Here is a 17292-nt window from a genome sequence, read left to right on the forward strand (position 1 = left end):
GAAATGGCGGGGGCAGCGTTTAATTCCGCCAGTAAAAAATTGTGCGGGACGGAGTTAGTCGTCGGTATTGCGGGTTACGTAGTCTTCCACTTTTTTCACGGCGTGGTGGTAGCTGGCTTTCAGGGCGCCCACGCTGGTGCCGGTTACTTCGGCCATTTGCTCGTAGGGCATTTCGTCGTAATAGCGCAGGTTGAACACGAGACGCTGCTTGTCGGGCAGGCGCAGAATAGCTTGTTGGAGCTTCAGCTCAATGGCATCGCCGGCAATGGCAGGGTCGGCTTCGATTTTGGCAGCCAGCTCGGCACCCACGTCCGTGAGCGGCAGCAGGAACTTGCGCCGCTTGCTGCTCAGGAAATTCAGGCACTCATTGGTGGCGATGCGGTAAATCCAGGTGAAGAGTTGGGAGTCCTGGCGGAAGTTTTCGAGGTGCTTCCACACCTTGATGAAGACGTCCTGGGTGAGGTCGTCGGCGTCGTCGTGGTCCACCACCATCTTGCGCACGTGCCAGTACACCTTGCTCTGGTACTTGCGCACGAGTTGGTTGAACGCCAGATTGCGGCTGGCGGGGTCCTGGAACTTGAGGAGAATTTCGTGGTCTTCCAAACGCGCGATACTGGCAAAAACGACCCATTGGAGCGCTTAAGGTCGGCATTGTTTAATCGGCCAGGAAAATATTCCCCATATTTAACGTCGGTTTCCACTAAATCCTTCATTCCTCCAGTCTGTTAGATGCCCACCAAAACCTATTACCTCGACGACGCCCGCACCGATGCCATTACCGCCAGCTGGGGTCTCTTCTATCGAAATTTCACCGTCCGCTACGCTGATACCGTGCTGCCCGCCACCAACCCAGAAGCGGCAATTGCCAAAGGCCGTCAATACCGTTTGCCCGATGGCCGCATCTTCTCGGCACAGCTCAAAGAAAATACCTATCCCCAGGAACTGGAATTGCTTATCAGCGGCCAGCCCGTGCCCGGCAGCGGCACCCACCCCCAAGAGCGCATCAGGCAAGCGTGGTACACGCTGCTATTTCTTGGGGTATTGAACATTGGCCTGGGTTTGCTGGCCGAGTTTGGCCGGATGGATATGCTACGGCAATACGGATTAGACTGGGGCTCGCTGGTTGAGGGTGTGGCCTTCCTGGCGTTGGGGTGGCTGGGCTACTTCCGGCTTTCGGTGCCAGCGCTCACCACCGCCTTCGTGCTACTAGTGTTGGATGGCATCCTGAGCATCGGCAATTCGTTGATGATGGCCCAAAGCGCGGCATTGGGAGGCATTTTTATGCGTCTATTTTTCTGCCTGACAGTGTTTCGCGGAATAAAAGCCGCCCGACAATTACGTGAGGAGCAAAGAACTTTGGTTGCGGAAGAATTCTAATTATTCCACGTTGACCGGATTCTCCAATTTTATCTAACATTCAAAAACTAACCATCCCTAATTAGAAAACCCATGGAAGAAAAATACCCTCTACTAACTGAGCGGATTCAATCTAGCTTTATTGATATGATTCTGATAATATTTTCGATGTTTGTATTCGCCAGCATTCTGGATAAATTCGAAAACGTGCCTGATTGGCTAAGAATCACCCTTTTTGTGGGCCTTTTTGTTATCTACGAACCGGTTTGCATGGCTTTCGGCTGCACAGCGGGCAATTATCTAAAACGTATTCGAGTCAGAAAATATGCTGACACCAGCAAGCGAATTAATCTGTTTCAATCAATAATCAGATATCCGATAAAAGTGGGCTTAGGCTGGCTTTCATTTCTAACAATTAATAGCAACCCCAAAAGAAGAGCAGTCCACGACCTCGTTTCTGGAAGCGTAATGGTAAAAGTATAAGCTGTTATAAAACAACAAAGGCCAAGCAAATTACCTGGCCTTTGTTGTTAATAAAATCCGGGAATTACTTTTTCCGCTTCATCACCGCTTCCGCGGCAATCACGATGTCGCCCTCCAGCAAATGGTATTTCTCCATCAACTGGTCGGGGGTGCCGCTTTCGCCGAAGCTGTCGTGTACGGCCACCATTTCCAGGGGCAGGGGCTCTTCGCGGGCCAGCAGCTGGGCGATGCTGTCGCCAAGGCCACCGTTCATCTGGTGCTCTTCGGCGGTTACCACGCAACGGGTTTTGCGCACCGATTTCAGGATGGCCTCCGCATCAAGCGGCTTGATGGTGTGGATGTTGATGATTTCGGCGTTGATGCCTTTCTCGGCCAGGAGCTTGCCGGCCAGCACGGCTTTCCACACGAGGTGGCCGGTGGCGAAGATGCTCACGTCGGGGCCTTCGTTCATCAGCCAGGCTTTGCCGATTTCGAATTTCTGGTCGGCGGGCGTGAAGTTGGGCACCACGGGGCGGCCGAAGCGCAGGTACACGGGGCCTTCGTAGTCGGCGATGGCGAGGGTGGCGGCTTTGGTCTGGTTGTAGTCGCAGGGGTTGATGACGGTCATGCCGGGCAGCATTTTCATCATGCCGAGGTCTTCCAGAATCTGGTGGGTGGCCCCGTCTTCGCCCAGCGTGAGGCCGGCGTGGGAGGCGCAGATTTTCACGTTCTTGCCCGAATAGGCGATGCTCTGGCGAATCTGGTCATACACGCGGCCGGTGCTGAAGTTGGCGAAGGTGCCCGTGAAGGGGATTTTGCCACCAATGGTCATGCCGGCGGCCACGCCCATCATGTTGGCCTCGGCAATGCCCACCTGGAAAAACCGCTCGGGGAAGGCCTTTTTGAAGGCGTCCATCTTGAGTGAGCCGGTGAGGTCGGCGCAGAGGGCCACGACGTTGGGGTGGGTGGTACCCAGCTCGGCCAGGGCAGCGCCGAAGCCGCTGCGGGTGTCTTTGGATTCGGTGTAGGGGAAGTCTTTCATTGGGAGTTTGGGTTGAGGGCCGTGAGCGGCTTGGCGTTACAAATGTTTATCGCTTGTACCGGTAGTTATGCATTTGCTTTTGATAAGCTTCCAGAGCAATTCGGTCGTGCGGATGATGAATTTGATTAACTATTGCTTCGACCAGTTGTGGGTCGTCGCGGTAAAGCTGGCGCATCAGCGTTTCGGAAGAAACTGATAGCATCAGCCCACCGATTAACGCCACTAGAACTGTCCGACGGTTTATGCGCTGACTTAGCGCGCAGGCTATGACAAAGAAAACCAAGAGTGGCACTGTCGCAATAAGCATAGTGTTGCCTCCGGTCCAAAACATAAGCTTGAACAGCACACCGACCAGTATACAGGCGCTGCTGATGTACATCACTTTCGGAGCTAATGAATCCAGCAAGAAAGAGCGGGTTTCGTTAACTGAAAATTGATTTTCGAAGTTGTTGGAATACTGCAGTGGGAAATTTATTTCATCAATCGCCTTCTGCGGCTCGAACGCTTTTAGATAGTATACAACGGATAAACCACCCAAGCCAACAAGCAATAGCGTTTCGCCTCGGCCCCAATGGTTCCAGAACATTATTCCACCTAGTATACTGACTAATACATACAATACTTCCAGCTTGGGCAGCAAAACATCAAACAGAAAGCTTTTTCTTGGTACTGTCTTTTCCATAATTACTTCCCGAAAATGGCCACTGAAGTCGTCTGCCCACTCCGAATACTGAAATTGCGCACATCCGTAAACTTGCTACCATTGCTGGTGCCCGTACGGAACACCAGCCGGTACGCGCCCGGCTGCATGGGCAGGTTGATTTTGCTGCTGCCGCCCTGCGGCAAGTCATAAATCCAGGTTTGCGACTCGTCGTCATTCAACTGATAGATGCTGCCGTAGCCTTTCAGGTCGGAGGTGATGTTGAGGGTACCGGGGGCGTCGTAGGTGAAGGTGTATTCCTGGCCCTGCTTGATGGCGAGGCGGCGCACGGTGCGCGGCAGGGTTAGCGCTTCCACTTCGTAGTTGCCGGCCAGCAGCTTCTGGCGAGTGCCGAAGGTGCCGGCCGTGACGGTAGCCCCCGCCGGGGTGCGCACTACGGCGCGGATGGTGCCGTAGGGGTTGGGCGTGAGGGGCGGGTTTTGCAGCCAGAGGGTGCCTTGCGGGGTTTTGTAGGTGAGAACGTTCGCTTTGCCGGGGGAGATGGGGATGTTGGCCTGGCGCACGGGCGGCACGGTATTTATCACGAGGTCGTAGCTCTGGAGGGCGTCGATGTCGAGCACGTCGGCCTTGCCCTGGGCGTCGCGGTAATGCACGTAGTTGTACTCCGGCTGCTCGGTCACGTTGTTGACGAAGGTCATGTTGACGTTGCTTTCCACGGGCTTGCCGTTGGCGTCGGTGAGGTTGACCGAGACGGTAGTCTTGCTTAGCGTTTTGGCGATGACGTCGTTCATCACCGTGCGGAAGGTCTTTACCTCGGCGGCGTTGTAGTACTGACCGAGGCATTCGAGCTGCTTGCCAAAATCGCGCTCGGCCCCGATGCCGATGACGAAGGGTTTCAGAAAAACGTGCTTGCGCTGCAAGGCGATGGAAGCCGCGCAGGGGTCGCGGTTGCACGATTCGAGGCCGTCGGTTATCAGCAGCAGGACGTTGCGGGAGGACTTATCGGTGGGGAAATCGTTGGCCGATTGTTCCAGCGAATACGTGATGGGCGTGTTGCCTTGCGCCTTGAGAGTAGTCAGCTTCTTTTTGATGGCAGCGGCATTGCGGGGCGCGAAGGCCACTTCCAGCTTCGAGTCCTGGCAGTTTTTCTCGGAATTTGGAAACTGGTGGCCGTACACACGCAGGCCCAGCTCCAGATTGGGGTAGGCGTTGAGCGAGTCGACCATTTTGCTGAGCATGCGCTTGGCCACTTCCCAGCGGGGCTGGCCTTCCCAGGGTGCCATCATCGAGCCCGAGGCATCGAGCAGGAAGAGAATGCGCGTGACCTTGGGCTTTTCGGGCGGGGCGTTTTGGGCGCGCGCTTGCAGTGCTGGCAGCCCGAGCAGGGCCACCAGCAACAGCAAGTAAATCGCACGAAACGAACGCAGCAGCATGGGCGACAGCGGCGGCCTAATAGTCGCCTTCGGTGCCGGTTTTCAGCTCGCTGAGGGCGGTAGCCAACTGCGCATCGTTGGGTGCGACGCCGTGCCATTTGTGGCCGTCCATCATGAAATCGACGCCAAAGCCCATTTTCGTGTCCATGATGAACATGACGGGCTTGGCTTTGCCGGCGGCGGCTACGCAGTTTTCGAGCAGGGGAATGAGGGCATCAAAGTGGTTGCCGTCGCCTTCGATGACGTGCCAGCCGAAGGCTTTGAACTTCGCGGCCACGTCGCCGAGGCCGCCGATTTCGTCGGTCGAGCCGTCAATCTGCTGGCCGTTGCGGTCCACGATGGCAATGAGGTTGTCGATTTTGTGGTGGCTGGCGTAGAGGGCGGCCTCCCAGTTTTGGCCTTCTTCGAGTTCGCCGTCGCCCATCAGGACGAATACGCGCTGCTTGTCGCCGTTCATCTTTTTGGCCTGGGCCGCGCCGCAGGCCACGCTCAGGCCCTGGCCCAGCGAGCCCGAGGCCACGCGGATGCCCGGCAGGCCCTCATGCGTGGTGGGGTGGCCCTGGAGGCGCGAGTTGAGCTTGCGGAACGTGCTCAGCTCGCTAATCGGGAAGTAGCCCGAACGCGCCAAACACGAGTACATTGTGGCCGAGGTGTGGCCATTGGACAGGAAAAACAGGTCCTGGTCCTTGCCGTCCATGTCAAAAGGCTCGGGTTGGTGCTTCATCACCTTGAAGTAGAGCGCCACCAGCAAATCGGTGATGCCGAGCGAGCCGCCGGGGTGGCCCGAGTTCACGGCGTGGACCATGCGCACAATGTCGCGGCGCACCTGGGTGGCGATTTCCTTGAGCTCCTCGTTCGTCTTTTCGGGTTTTTCGACGGTCTTGGCGGTGGTTTCGGTCATGGGTCGGGAATGGTTGGGTTCGGTGGGTAAAGGTAGTAAACGGCGGGATGGGCACTGTACGCACGTACCAACGCCTCCGCCGGCCGGAAATAAGCACGGTACGCGCGTACCGAAGGCTTTTCCGACCAGAAATGGCCGCAGTACGCGCGTACCAAAGGCTTCGCCGGGCGGAAATGGCCTCGGTACGCGCGTACCAAGGGTTTCGACGTGCGGAAACGGCCTTGGTACGCGCGTACCATGCGCTTCGCCGGACAATAACGGCCGTGGTACGCGCGTACCGGGTGTTTTTACAGAAATAGCGCTGCTACCGCTACTTCAGCAACTGGGCGGCGTGCTCCTTTGTGTCCACTTTCTTGATAACCTGCTCAATCAGGCCGTTTTCGTCAATCAGGAAAGTCGTGCGGACGGTGCCCATGTAGGTCTTGCCGTAGTTTTTCTTTTCCTGCCACACGCCGTAGGCCTGCACGATGGTCTTGTCGGTATCGACTAGCAGCGGGAAGGGCAGGTCGTACTTGAGGGCGAATTTCTTGTGGGCCGCCTCGCCATCGGTGCTCACGCCGATGACTTTAATGTTGCTCGCTTTGAGCTCCGCCTGGTGGTCGCGCAGGTTGCAGGCCTGAGCGGTGCAGCCGGGGGTGTCGTCCTTGGGATAAAAGTAGAGGGCGACTTTCTGGCCGCGCAGACCGTGCAGGCTGACGGTGTTGCCGTCCTGGTCCTGGGCGGTGAAATCGGGGGCTGGTTGGCCGGGTTCGAGGGGCATGGTATTAGGAGGGTTGAGTGCTGTGGGTTGAGTGCTGTGGGTTGAGTGCTGAATTAAAAAGAACGTCATGCTGAGCGTAGCCGAAGCATCTCGCGTGGGGTAGTAATCCAATCGCGAGAAAAAGGTTAGTGGTAGCACGCGAGATGCTTCGACTACGCTCAGCATGACGTTCTTTTACCACTTACTCCTCTCCCGCTCCTACAAGCTCAGCGGAATCACCCGCTCATTCCCCGCCTGGTCCGTCAAACGCAATTCGGCGGGGCCTTTCAAGCGAGCCCCCAGCGTATCGGTCGCCACTGAAAACAGCGTGGAATTCTTGTGCTCGAAGCGCAGCATCCGGAACCGCCCGCCTACCAGCAGGCGGTAGGTGGCCAGGCCAGAAAGGTCGTCGCCCACGCGGAAGAGCACCTGCCCGCCGGGCCGCCCGATGAGGCTGCCTTTGGGGGCCACGGTATCGGTGAGGATGCGGTAGGAGGCAAACTGGCGGATGTTGGCCGTGATGTTGCCTTGCTCGTCCCACTTGCCGCCGAGGTAAGCCTTGCCACCCTTCAGCGTGGCCGCGTAGATGGCGGTACGCGCCGGGTCGGTGGGCGGGGTGGTGGGCTTGAGTGTAAGCACGGCCGTGTGGTAGAGCGGTAGCAGCGGCGAGCCCACCGTCCAGAAGCCGCTGCCGATGAGTTCGGGCTTGTAGCTGGTGCTGAGGTAGAGGTTGCCAAACAGCGTTTCCTTACCGAACATGACGTTTAGCTTGGCCGTGGCGTAGGTGGTTTCCTGGCCCGCCGGAATCATCACCTGCCGGTCGAACTTCTTGGTGATGGGGCCGAAGCGGATGGAATCGGGCAGGCCGGCGCGCAGGTCGTAGAGGTACACGTTTTCGCTGTTCTGGGTGTAGCTCGGGCGGATTTCGAGGCGGCGGTTGCCGCGCAGCAGCACTAGGTTGGCCCCCACGGAGTCGGCGCTGGGGTCAGCTGATACGGCTTTCAGCAGGTTGCGGGTCACCTCGAAGCGCAGGGCCGGCTTCTTCACCACGGCCGCGCGGGTTTTGAAGTAGGCGGGCTGCTCGCCGCGCAACACCAGGTGCAGGGCCGTCTGGTTATTGTAGGAGTCGGCCAAGGTAATGTCGACGTTGTAGATTTTGCCGGCCTCCACGGTCAGGCGGCCCTTGGTGGGGCTGGTGGTGGCGTAAATCAGCAGGTCGTTGCCATCATCTACCCACAGCTTTTGCAGGGTGCGGCCTTGGGTGTTCTGGTACAGGAAATCGACGAAGTTGCCCACCTGCCGGGTACCCGTCGGGAAAGGAATCGCGTCGATGTTGTGCTGGTAAAACGGCTGCCCGTTCACCGTCACAGCTACTCGCTGGATGCCGTTGCGGTTCCAAGCATTATCAAACCTATCGAAGCCCTGCACCAACACGCCCACCGTACCGAAGGCGCTAATGGTATCGGCCCAGGTAGTGGCCACGCCCGGCCCCGGCTGCACCTTGGGCACGAACAGGGCTTTGGCAAACACGTTTTTCACCCGCGCCTCAATCCCCAATGGTTCCAGCGCAAACGCCTGCAACGTGGGGGCCACATGGTCCTGAATCTCGGGGAAGCCGCCCCATTGCAGCGGGTTGTACTGCCGGTCCTGGGCGTCGCGCACCTCCCAGTGCAGGTGCGGGCCGGCCGAGCCGCCGGTGTTGCCGCTCAGCGCCACCAGCTCGCCCTTCTTCACCGGAAACCGGTCCTTCTCGAAGAAGGCTTCCAGTTCGTAGCTCTGCTTCTCGTACTGCCGGCGCAGCAGCTCCGCCGCAAACGCGCCCTTGAACTCGTTAAGGTGGCCGTACACGGTGGTCAGGCCATTGGGGTGCGTGATGTAGAGCACGTTGCCGTAGCCGAACGACGACTGCTTGAGGCGCGACACGTAGCCATCGGCGGCGGCGTACACGGGTTGGTTCACCCCGCCGCCGGTCTTGATGTCGAGGCCGCCGTGGAAGTGGTTGGGCCGCAACTCGCCCATGCTCCCGGCCAGGAAACCCGGCTTACCCGGCGCAATCGGGAACATGAAATAGCCCGGGGCCACGGTGGGCCGCCCGGCCTTCAGCAGCTCGCCGGGGGCGCGGTCGCGGTCGGAAGTATCGGCCTCCTGCCCCCCTACTCGCCACGCCAGCAGCACCAAAAACACACTCAATATCAACCGCACAGTCAGCTTTCCCTTTTGCACAATAACGCTTCTTTTAATTCAGCTAATTCTTTGTTTTGATGAATGGGTGTAGAGAAGCATAATTGCGTCTCGGCGTTCGCGCCGCCTAGCATCGGCCGGATAGCACCGTTCAACGCCGAGACGCAATTATGCTTCTCTACACCCGTTCCTAATTCCTACCGAATGCCCAATTCCAGCAGCTTCTCCCCTTCCAGGAAGCCTTCCAGTTGGTCGCTCACCTGCACCGGACCCACGCCAGCGGGCGTGCCGGTGAAAATCAGGTCGCCCATTTTCAGGGTGATGTATTTCGAGACGAAGGCAATGATTTTGGCGAACGGGTGCAGCATCAGGCCGGAGTTGCCGGTCTGGCGGGTTTCGCCGTTCACTTCGAGGTGAAAGTTGATGTTGGCCAGGTCGGCAAAGTCGGCCACGGGCTTGAAAGTGGACGAAATCGGGGCCGAGCCGTCGAAGGCCTTTGCCAGCTCCCAGGGCAGGCCTTTCTGCTTAAGTTCGGCTTGCAGGTCGCGGGCCGTGAAGTCGATGCCCAGGCCGATGGCGTCGAAATAATTGAAGGCAAACGACTCATCGATGTGGCGGCCGTTCTTGCTCACGCGCAGCACCAGTTCTATTTCGTGGTGAATGTCCTGCGAGAATTCGGGGATAAAAAACGGCTGGCCGCGTTGCAGCAGGGCCGTTTCGGGCTTCATAAAGATGACGGGCGCGCTGGGCACCTCGTTGTGCAGCTCGGCAATGTGGTCGGCATAGTTACGGCCGATGCAGATGATTTTCATGACGACGGGGAAGCGGGTCGGAGATAGGTCAAAACTACGGCTCCCCGCTGGCTTACGGCAATCGGCCGGCCGGTTTTTCCGGGCCGGTAGCCGTATAAAGCCAAAACTTTACCCCGCCCTGCTGCCGTATAGGCCGCAACGGGAGCCCGCGTCGGGGCCTACTACGTACGGCCCGGGCCCAGCGCTTTCTTCCATTTTCTTACTTATGCTCATGCTCAAAAAACTCACCCTCGTTGCCAGCCTGGCCTTGCTTTCCGCCTGCTCCACGGTGCCCATTACGGGCCGCCGCCAGCTCAGCCTCGTGAGCGACAGCGAAATCAACATCCTAGCCGCCACGCAGTACCGCGACGTTATTGCCAAAGGCCCACTTTCCACTAACTCGCAGCAGGTGGCCATGGTCCGCACCGTAGGCCAGCGCATTCAGGCGGCGGTAGAAATGTATTTCCGCCAGCAAAACGCCGCCGACCAACTGGCCGGCTACCAGTGGGAGTTCAACGTTATCAAGGACGATGCCCAGCAGAACGCCTGGTGCATGCCCGGCGGCAAAGTGGCCGTGTACACCGGCATTCTGCCCATCACGCAGGACGATAACGGCCTGGCCGTGGTGATGTCGCACGAAATTGCACACGCCGTGGCCAAGCACGGCTCTGAGCGTATGAGCCAGGGCCTGCTGCAACAGGCGGGCGGCCAGGCGCTGTCGGCCGCACTCTCCACCAATAGCGCGGCTACGCAGCAGCTGGCGTTGCAGGCGTTTGGCGTGGGCTCGCAGGTGGGCCTGCTGAAGTACGGCCGCAACCAGGAATCGGAGGCCGACCATCTGGGCCTGATTTTCATGGCCATGGCCGGGTACAATCCCGACGGCGCAATTACGTTCTGGCAGCGCATGGATGCCCGCGAAAACCAGGCGTCGCCGCCCGAATTCCTCTCCACTCACCCCTCCAACGGTACCCGCATCGCGGATATTCAGCGCGAATTGCCGGAAGCCCGTAAGTACTACAAACCCCGCTAGAACGCTGCGCTTAACTGGCAATGAGGAATGAAGAATTACCGTTCGAATAATTCTTCATTCCTCATTCTTCATTCCTCATTGCACCTATGAAATACCTTCCGCGCTTGCTTGGATTGGGCCTGTTGAGCATTCTGGTAATGCTACTGGCGATGTCGTGCGAAAGCACCAAGCAGGCCACCAACGAGTTCGGCAGCCCCAACCGCATCAAGGGCGAGGCCATTTCCAAGCCGGAAAGCCGGCAAATCGTGCATTTCACCGACAGCTCGACGGAGTATACCACGCCGCGCAGCGAGCTGGCCAAAGCCTTCATCCGGCAGTTTGCCGACGGCACGGTGGTTGATAAAATTCAGGTGCGCAAAGCCCCCGTGGGCCCCGATGAGCCGGTGAGCTACTACCTCATCGGCATGGGCCTGCGCAATGGCATGTTTCGGGCCATGGCCCTGCCGCTCACCGGCGGCGGCGACAATACCTACTACCTGCGCCCCACCGCCGAGCGCTACACCATCACCGGCCAGGGCTGCCCCATGTGCTTCTTCAACTTTGAGAATGGCCGCATCGTGGGCACCACCTGCGGCGAAAAAGTGGGCGGCAGCACCTGCGACCTGAAAGTGGACATCAACAACTCCCTCTTCTCCGCAGCCCAATGAACACGCGCAATAAATGGCTGCTCCGGGCCGCCCTCACGGCCCTGGCCCTGCTCATCACCACCGATAAGAAACGGCCCGCCGTGCCCCAAACGCCAAAAAAGCCCGCTGCATAGCGGGCTTTTTTGTGTGGTAAGCTGTGGTTTGTTGACGGGTGCATACTCAAGGCAAGCTAAAGCTTACCGCACAATTTCCGCCGCCAGGCCGTTCAAATCCAGCCCGTCGAACGCACCCGAGGACATGAGCAGCAGGTTGGCATTGCCCCAGGCCTGGCTTCTTAGAAACGCGGCCAGCTCGGCGCTGTCGGTAATAACTTTGATATCGGGCCGCTGAAAGGCCTCGGCCACGGTGGCGGCGGCCAGCGGCGGCAGGCGCTTGTGCTCCAGTACGTGAGGGTTGAAGTAGACCACCGCCACGTCGGGCGCATCGAAGCAGTGCGCGTACTGCGGCAGAAAGGCCGGGTTGAGGCTGCTGAACGTGTGCAGTTCCAGGCAGGCCACCAGGCGGCGCTGCGGGAACTGCTTTTTCAGGGCGTTAGCAGTGGCCTTGAGCTTGCTGGGGGCGTGGGCAAAATCCTTGTATACCACCGAGGTAGCGCCTTCGCGCACCAGCTCCAGCCGCCGCGCCGCGCCGGGGAACGTGGCCACCGCCCGGAAGAAATCCTTGCCCTTGATGCCCAGCTGCTTACACACCTCCTTGGCGGCCGAGATGTTGCGCAGGTTGTGCTCGCCAAATACCTGCACGGGCACTTCTTCGTCCTTTTTGTTGAGCAGGTACGTGCGGCCGTCGCGGATAACGTTTTCGTGCGGGCCGTAGCCGATGTAGGTCACGTCGGGGTTGGTGGGCACGGCGATGAGCTGGGTCTGTTCGTCGTCGCGGTCGTAGATGAGCACGCCGGCCTTGGGCGTCATGTCGGCGAAGATGCGAAACTGCTCGCGGTAAATTTCCTCGGTCGGAAACACGTTGATGTGGTCCCAGCTGATGCCCGAAATCACGCCAATGTGGTGCTGGTAGAGGTGGAACTTGGGCCGCCGGTCCACCGGCGACGACAGGTATTCATCGCCCTCAATAATGATGATGGGCGCATCATCCGTCAGCTGCACCATCAAGTCGAAGCCCGCCAGCTGCGCACCTACCGCGTAATCGAACTTGCGCCCGTGGAACCGCAAAACGTGCAGAATGCAGGCCGTGATGCTGGTTTTGCCGTGCGAGCCGCCAATGACGATGCGCTGCTTGTCGCGGCTGGCCTCGTAAATATACTCGGGAAAAGAGTAAACTTTCAGGCCCAATTCCTGGGCGCGGAGCAGCTCGGGGTTGTCGGGCCGAGCATGCATGCCCACGATGACGGCCGACAAATCGGGCGTGATGCGGGCGGCATCCCAGCCTTCCTGGGCGGGCAGCAGGCCGGCGGCGGCGAGGCGGCCTTTGGCGGGCTCAAAAATTTCGTCGTCGGAGCCCGTGACGTGGGCACCCCGGCGGTGCAGGGCCAGCGCCAGGTTGTGCATGATGCTGCCGCCCACCGCGATGAGGTGAATGGCTTGGCTTGCGCCGACGTTCCGTTCGGGCTGGGCGGGGCTGGTGGTGGATTCCAAATGGAGAAGTTGTTAGGTGTTCGTTGTCAGTGCGCAGGGAACTAGCGCCGGGTGGGCTACGGAGAAATTCCTCCCCAACATCTGCCCCCGGCAACTCAGAATTACCGACTGACAACCAGAAAGCAAGGGCGCGAAAGTACAAAGGCCGGGCCGCCGCCGCCATTGCCGGCCCGAAAGAATCGGGAGCGCGGGCCAATCTTTTCTGTGCCGTCGGGGTTAGCTTTGTGTATATCGTGGCCGGCTCGGTTTTTTCCGGGCCGGCCTCGTTGTCCCCGCTATTTCGTTACCTTAGCTAGCCACCTTTCCCTATGCCCGACCAAATGGATGACCGCCTGAAGCAATCCGCCGCCCGTGCCAAAGCGGCCTGGGCCAATCGGGGCGGCATAGTGGTCCCCCAGAATGCCAGTGCGGCCGGCAAGCTGCCGCCCCAGGCCCCCGAGCTCGAAATGGCCGTGCTCGGTGCCCTGATGCTGGAAAAAGATGCCCTCACCTCGGTCATTGACCTGCTCAAGCCCGAGAGCTTTTACAAACCCTCGCACAAGCTTGTTTACGAAGCCGTTATCCGGCTGTTTGATAAGTCTGAACCCATCGACCAGATTACGGTGGTGCAGGAGTTGCGCGAAATGGGCGCGCTCGAAGCCGCTGGCGGCGCCTTTGGTGTGGCCAACCTCACGATGAAAGTGAACTCGGCGGCCAACGTGGAATACCACGCCCGCATCATCACCGAAACCGCCATCAAGCGCGAGTTGATTCGGATTTCGACCGAAATTCAGCGTGATGCCTACGAAGACACCACCGACGTATTCAAGCTGCTTGATGATACGGAGTCGGCCCTGTTCGAAGTGTCGGAATCGAACATTCGTAAGAACTTTGATGATATGCGGAGCCTGATGGGCAAGGCTATCAAGGAGCTGGAAGAAAAGAAGAACCAGGCCGATGGCCTGACGGGCGTACCCACTGGTTTCACGGCGCTGGACCGCGTCACGAGCGGCTGGCAACCCTCTGACCTGGTGATTATTGCAGCTCGGCCCGGCATGGGAAAAACGGCTTTCGTAGTATCGGCCATGCGCAACGCGGCCGTGGATTTCAAGAAAGCCGTGGCCATCTTCTCGCTGGAAATGTCCTCGCTGCAGCTCGTCAATCGTCTGATTTCGGCCGAGGCAGAACTGGACTCCGAAAAAATCAAGAAAGGCAGCCTGGCCGACCACGAGTGGCAGCAGCTCAATCACAAAATTACGGCCCTCTCGGCCGCGCCGATTTACATTGATGACACGCCCGGTCTGAGCATCCGCGAGCTGCGCACCAAGTGCCGCCGCCTGCGCTCGCAGAAGGATGTGCAGATGATTATCGTCGACTATTTGCAGCTGATGAGCGGCAACACCGACGGCCGCGGCGGCAACCGCGAGCAGGAAATCGCCAGCATCTCGCGGGCCCTCAAGGGCATTGCCAAGGAGCTGAACATCCCTGTATTGGCCCTGTCGCAGCTTTCGCGCTCGGTGGAAACGCGGGGCGGCGACAAGAAGCCGCAGCTGAGTGACCTGCGGGAATCGGGCTCCATCGAGCAGGATGCCGACATGGTTATCTTCCTCTATCGGCCGGAGTATTACGGCCTCGACCAGGATGCCGAGGGCAACTCGACCCAGGGCGTGGGCGAAGTAATCATTGCTAAGCACCGGAACGGCTCGCTCGAAACCGTGCAACTCAAGTTCATCGGCAAGTTTACCAAGTTTGCCGACCTCGACGGTGTGGGCGGCGGCTTCGACAGCAGCGGCTACCAGCCCATGGCCCTGCCCGCCAGCAACTTCGACAGCGAGCCGAGTCCCTTTGCGCCGACGACTATTCGCCTGGGCTCGAAAATTAACGAGTCGCCGGTGCCTTTCCCAAAAAGCAACAGTTTCGGCGAGGAGCCGCCGTTCTAAGCAATGCAGTCTGAGAATCAATCGCCAGGTTTTGCCGCCAGCCTTCCGCTCTATTCGGCTCGGGCGGTTCGGGCGTTTTCCATGTTGTTCAGCGCCATCGCCGGTGGAGTGATGACCGCGCAGAATCTAAAAGATGTTGGCCAGCCCGAAGCGGCTCGCAAGGCCCTTTGGGGCGGCATTGGCTACACCGTGGCCATGACCTGGCTGATGACGTACGTGCCCACCAGCTCCACCAGCAGCGTTTTCCCAATCGTGGTTGGCTACCTCGGGTCGATGGGCCTGGAGGCATACGCAAAGAAATTCATTGCGAACCGCGACGAGCTTCCGGCCAAAAGCATTGTGAAACCGCTACTGATTTGCCTGGCCATTACGGTGCCGATTCTTGCCTTGATTTTTTACAGCCTGACGCATCCTGCTGCCTGAGCCGTTTTCTGTATGGCTTACGCTGTTGATGCTTCCACAATTGCCGGACTGGGTTTTTTCGCCTTTCTGGCCGGGTTTATTGATGCGATGGTGGGCGGCGGCGGGCTGATTCAGTTGCCGGCCATGCTGCTGCTGCTGCCGAAGGACACGCCGGTGGCTACCGTGCTGGGCACGGGCAAAGTGGCTAGCCTGGCGGGCACGTCGGCGTCGGCATTTCGGTATTTGCGGGGCCTCACCGGCGTGCCCATTCGCTGGCGCACGGTGGCGGTGGCGGCCGTGGTGGCGGGCTGCTTCGCGCTGCTGGGGGCCCGCGCCGTGAGCGGCCTGAACAAGGACCTAGTGAAGCCACTGGTGCTGGCCCTGCTTGTCCTCATGGCGGCTTACACCTTCTGGCGCAAGGACTTTGGCAGCCTACACGCGCCGCGCCTGCACGGCCGGCGCGAGCTGTGGACGGGCGTGGCGCTGGGGGCCAGCATTGGGTTCTACGACGGTTTTTTTGGGCCGGGCACGGGCAGCTTGCTGCTGTTTGCCTTCGTCGGGCTGTTTGGCTATGATTTTCTGGCAGCCTCGGCCTCGGCCAAAGTGGTGAATGTGGCCACCAACATTGCCGGGCTGGCCTACTTCATCTCAACCGGCCAGGTGCTGTACCAGGTGGCGCTGCCCATGGCCGTGTGCAACGTGCTGGGCTCCATGCTGGGGGCGCGGGTGGCCATGCGGCAGGGCACAGGCTTCGTCCGGGTGCTGTTTTTGGTGGTGGTCAGCGTATTTATTCTGAAGCTGGGCTGGGAGACGTTTGCCTGAAAACCGATAGCCCAAGCCTAAGCTTGCGCTGCTAGTTTTCAGGCCACTTGCAGCTGCGCTTTGCGCTGGCTTTTGCGCCGCCGGTTCAGCCACATAACGGTGCCAGTGATGGGAAAAGTGGCCCCCAATAGACCGATAATAAAAGCCAGAATCTTGGTAGGCAGGCCAAAAATGGCCCCGGTATGCACCGGTTTGAACAAGCCGCGAATGCGCTGGCCCACGGGCCGCTGCGCATAGGCCTGGCTACTAATGACGCGGCCGGAATACTGGTCGAGATACACTTCATCCGTGGCATTGTCGGCAACGGCACCCGGGCGCAAAACGGCCACGCGAATGCTGCCGGTGGGCTCCTTCGGCATTTGCAAGCTGAATGACTCGGCATCCGGGGCTTGCTGACGGGCCAGGACCAGCACGGCATCGGCCGCGAAGGGGGCCGTGCCTACCACGGCGGGCGCGGCCGAGGTGGGTGGCTCGGGGCGTTTCAGGGGTGAGTGGGTGAGTTTGTTGATGCCCGCGCCCACCCAATCGAACGACATACCTACGCCCGTGAGGGCCATGATGAACAGGAATACGGAGGCGTAGAAGCCCAGTGAAATGTGAAAATCGTGGTTCAGGCGCTTCCAGCCGCTGCCCCATTTCACCTTCAGGCGCGGCGTGAGGGCCTTGCGGGCCGTGGGCCACCACAGCACCAGCCCGGTGCCGAGGATGAACAGGAACACCGTGGCACTCACGCCCATCACCAGCTTGCCAATTTTGCCGGCCACCAGGCCACGGTGCAGCTGTTCCACCGTTTTGAAGAAACTGTCGCGCGGGTTCAGCTCGCCCGTGATGGCGGCCGTGTAGGGGTTCACGAAGATGCGGGCACCGCCGCTTTCGCCTTTGCCACCCTTGCCGCCTTTGCCGAGGCCAGCGCCGGGCCGGCCTTCGCTGGGCAGCTGGCCAGCGCCGCCACGGGCACCACCTTTGCCCTCCTTGCCACCGGCATCGCCACCGGCCAGGCTCACTTCCACGGTGCGGCCGGGGTCGGCGTAGAGTTTGAAGCCGCCGATTTTGGCTTTGGGCTGGTGGGCTTTCACGGCCTCGGCCAGCTGCGCCAGCGGCAGGCGCGGCGTGGTGGCGGGGGCCACAAAGTAGCGCGCCGGGTGCCACGCCTGCTCAATTTCCTGCTCGAAAGCCAGCACGCTGCCCGTCAGGCATACAAAGACGATAATGAGCCCCGAGGCCAGGCCCAGCCAGAGGTGAACGGTGCGGAAAGCAGATTTAACCGGGGTCATAAGCTCGGGCAGATAATTTGTTTTTGAAGCGTAGCCGACGGCA

At 59.6% G+C, this 17292-nt stretch carries 17 protein-coding genes; 7 read left to right on the forward strand and 10 right to left on the reverse strand.

The annotated features are described in order from the left end of the window. Window positions 1-54: 54 nt before the first annotated feature. Window positions 55-603 carry an RNA polymerase sigma factor gene (locus ACVWYF_RS12350; RefSeq protein WP_457068367.1) on the reverse strand — a complete coding sequence of 183 codons (549 nt, stop codon included), beginning with the start codon at window positions 601-603 and terminating at the stop codon, window positions 55-57. Window positions 604-729: 126 nt separating this feature from the next. Between ACVWYF_RS12350 and ACVWYF_RS12355 the strand changes: the two genes are divergently transcribed. Both ACVWYF_RS12355 and ACVWYF_RS12360 read left to right on the forward strand, forming a co-directional pair. Beyond that, window positions 730-1377 (forward strand): hypothetical protein, encoded by a 648-nt coding sequence (locus tag ACVWYF_RS12355; RefSeq protein ID WP_457068369.1) that lies wholly within the window; start codon window positions 730-732, stop codon window positions 1375-1377. A 72-nt stretch (window positions 1378-1449) separates the two neighbouring features. Beyond that, window positions 1450-1839, forward strand: a complete 390-nt coding sequence (locus ACVWYF_RS12360; protein ID WP_457068371.1) for an RDD family protein — start codon at window positions 1450-1452, stop codon at window positions 1837-1839. Between the two features lie 64 nt (window positions 1840-1903). On the opposite strand, the gene ACVWYF_RS12365 is transcribed toward ACVWYF_RS12360, so the two are convergent. From ACVWYF_RS12365 to ACVWYF_RS12395, 7 genes are all read right to left on the reverse strand, one after another. Beyond that, entirely contained in the window at window positions 1904-2860 is a 957-nt protein-coding gene (locus ACVWYF_RS12365; protein ID WP_457068373.1) for a transketolase family protein, read from the reverse strand. 46 nt (window positions 2861-2906) lie between these two features. Next, window positions 2907-3542 (reverse strand): hypothetical protein, encoded by a 636-nt coding sequence (locus ACVWYF_RS12370; protein WP_457068375.1) that lies wholly within the window; start codon window positions 3540-3542, stop codon window positions 2907-2909. Between the two features lie 2 nt (window positions 3543-3544). Then, window positions 3545-4954 carry a vWA domain-containing protein gene (locus ACVWYF_RS12375; protein ID WP_457068377.1) on the reverse strand — a complete coding sequence of 470 codons (1410 nt, stop codon included), beginning with the start codon at window positions 4952-4954 and terminating at the stop codon, window positions 3545-3547. A gap of 16 nt (window positions 4955-4970) precedes the next feature. Then, window positions 4971-5855, reverse strand: a complete 885-nt coding sequence (locus ACVWYF_RS12380; protein ID WP_457068379.1) for a transketolase — start codon at window positions 5853-5855, stop codon at window positions 4971-4973. Between the two features lie 310 nt (window positions 5856-6165). Then, the gene (bcp, locus tag ACVWYF_RS12385; RefSeq protein WP_457068381.1) at window positions 6166-6615 is read right to left on the reverse strand and encodes a thioredoxin-dependent thiol peroxidase; all 450 of its coding nucleotides are present in this window, start codon (window positions 6613-6615) and stop codon (window positions 6166-6168) included. A 198-nt stretch (window positions 6616-6813) separates the two neighbouring features. Continuing rightward, complete coding sequence (locus ACVWYF_RS12390) at window positions 6814-8817, reverse strand: M23 family metallopeptidase (protein ID WP_457068383.1); 2004 nt, start codon at window positions 8815-8817, stop codon at window positions 6814-6816. Window positions 8818-8972: 155 nt separating this feature from the next. Further along, window positions 8973-9587, reverse strand: coding sequence for a fumarylacetoacetate hydrolase family protein (locus ACVWYF_RS12395; protein ID WP_457068385.1), 615 nt, complete (start codon window positions 9585-9587; stop codon window positions 8973-8975). Window positions 9588-9798: 211 nt separating this feature from the next. On the opposite strand from ACVWYF_RS12395, the gene ACVWYF_RS12400 reads away from it, so the two are divergent. Further along, entirely contained in the window at window positions 9799-10596 is a 798-nt protein-coding gene (locus tag ACVWYF_RS12400) for a M48 family metallopeptidase (protein WP_457068387.1), read from the forward strand. Window positions 10597-10682: 86 nt separating this feature from the next. Further along, window positions 10683-11243 (forward strand): hypothetical protein, encoded by a 561-nt coding sequence (locus tag ACVWYF_RS12405; RefSeq protein ID WP_457068389.1) that lies wholly within the window; start codon window positions 10683-10685, stop codon window positions 11241-11243. A gap of 176 nt (window positions 11244-11419) precedes the next feature. Here the strand turns inward: ACVWYF_RS12405 and ACVWYF_RS12410 are convergent, their stop codons facing one another. Beyond that, on the reverse strand, window positions 11420-12832 hold the full coding sequence (locus ACVWYF_RS12410; RefSeq protein ID WP_457068391.1) for a UDP-N-acetylmuramate--L-alanine ligase: 1413 nt from the start codon (window positions 12830-12832) through the stop codon (window positions 11420-11422). Window positions 12833-13140: 308 nt separating this feature from the next. On the opposite strand from ACVWYF_RS12410, the gene dnaB reads away from it, so the two are divergent. The 3 genes from dnaB to ACVWYF_RS12425 are packed head-to-tail and all read left to right on the forward strand — an operon-like array spanning window position 13141 to window position 15975. After that, on the forward strand, window positions 13141-14751 hold the full coding sequence (dnaB, locus tag ACVWYF_RS12415) for a replicative DNA helicase (RefSeq protein ID WP_457068393.1): 1611 nt from the start codon (window positions 13141-13143) through the stop codon (window positions 14749-14751). A gap of 3 nt (window positions 14752-14754) precedes the next feature. Next, window positions 14755-15174, forward strand: coding sequence for a hypothetical protein (locus ACVWYF_RS12420; protein ID WP_457068395.1), 420 nt, complete (start codon window positions 14755-14757; stop codon window positions 15172-15174). A gap of 12 nt (window positions 15175-15186) precedes the next feature. Beyond that, a complete protein-coding gene (locus ACVWYF_RS12425; RefSeq protein WP_457068397.1) occupies window positions 15187-15975 on the forward strand; it encodes a sulfite exporter TauE/SafE family protein in 789 nt (262 codons plus the stop codon). A gap of 38 nt (window positions 15976-16013) precedes the next feature. Here ACVWYF_RS12425 and ACVWYF_RS12430 read toward each other — a convergent pair whose 3' ends face one another. Further along, the gene (locus ACVWYF_RS12430; RefSeq protein WP_457068399.1) at window positions 16014-17249 is read right to left on the reverse strand and encodes a PepSY-associated TM helix domain-containing protein; all 1236 of its coding nucleotides are present in this window, start codon (window positions 17247-17249) and stop codon (window positions 16014-16016) included. Window positions 17250-17292: the final 43 nt, after the last annotated feature.

The sequence above is a fragment of the Hymenobacter sp. UYAg731 genome (assembly GCF_054061335.1).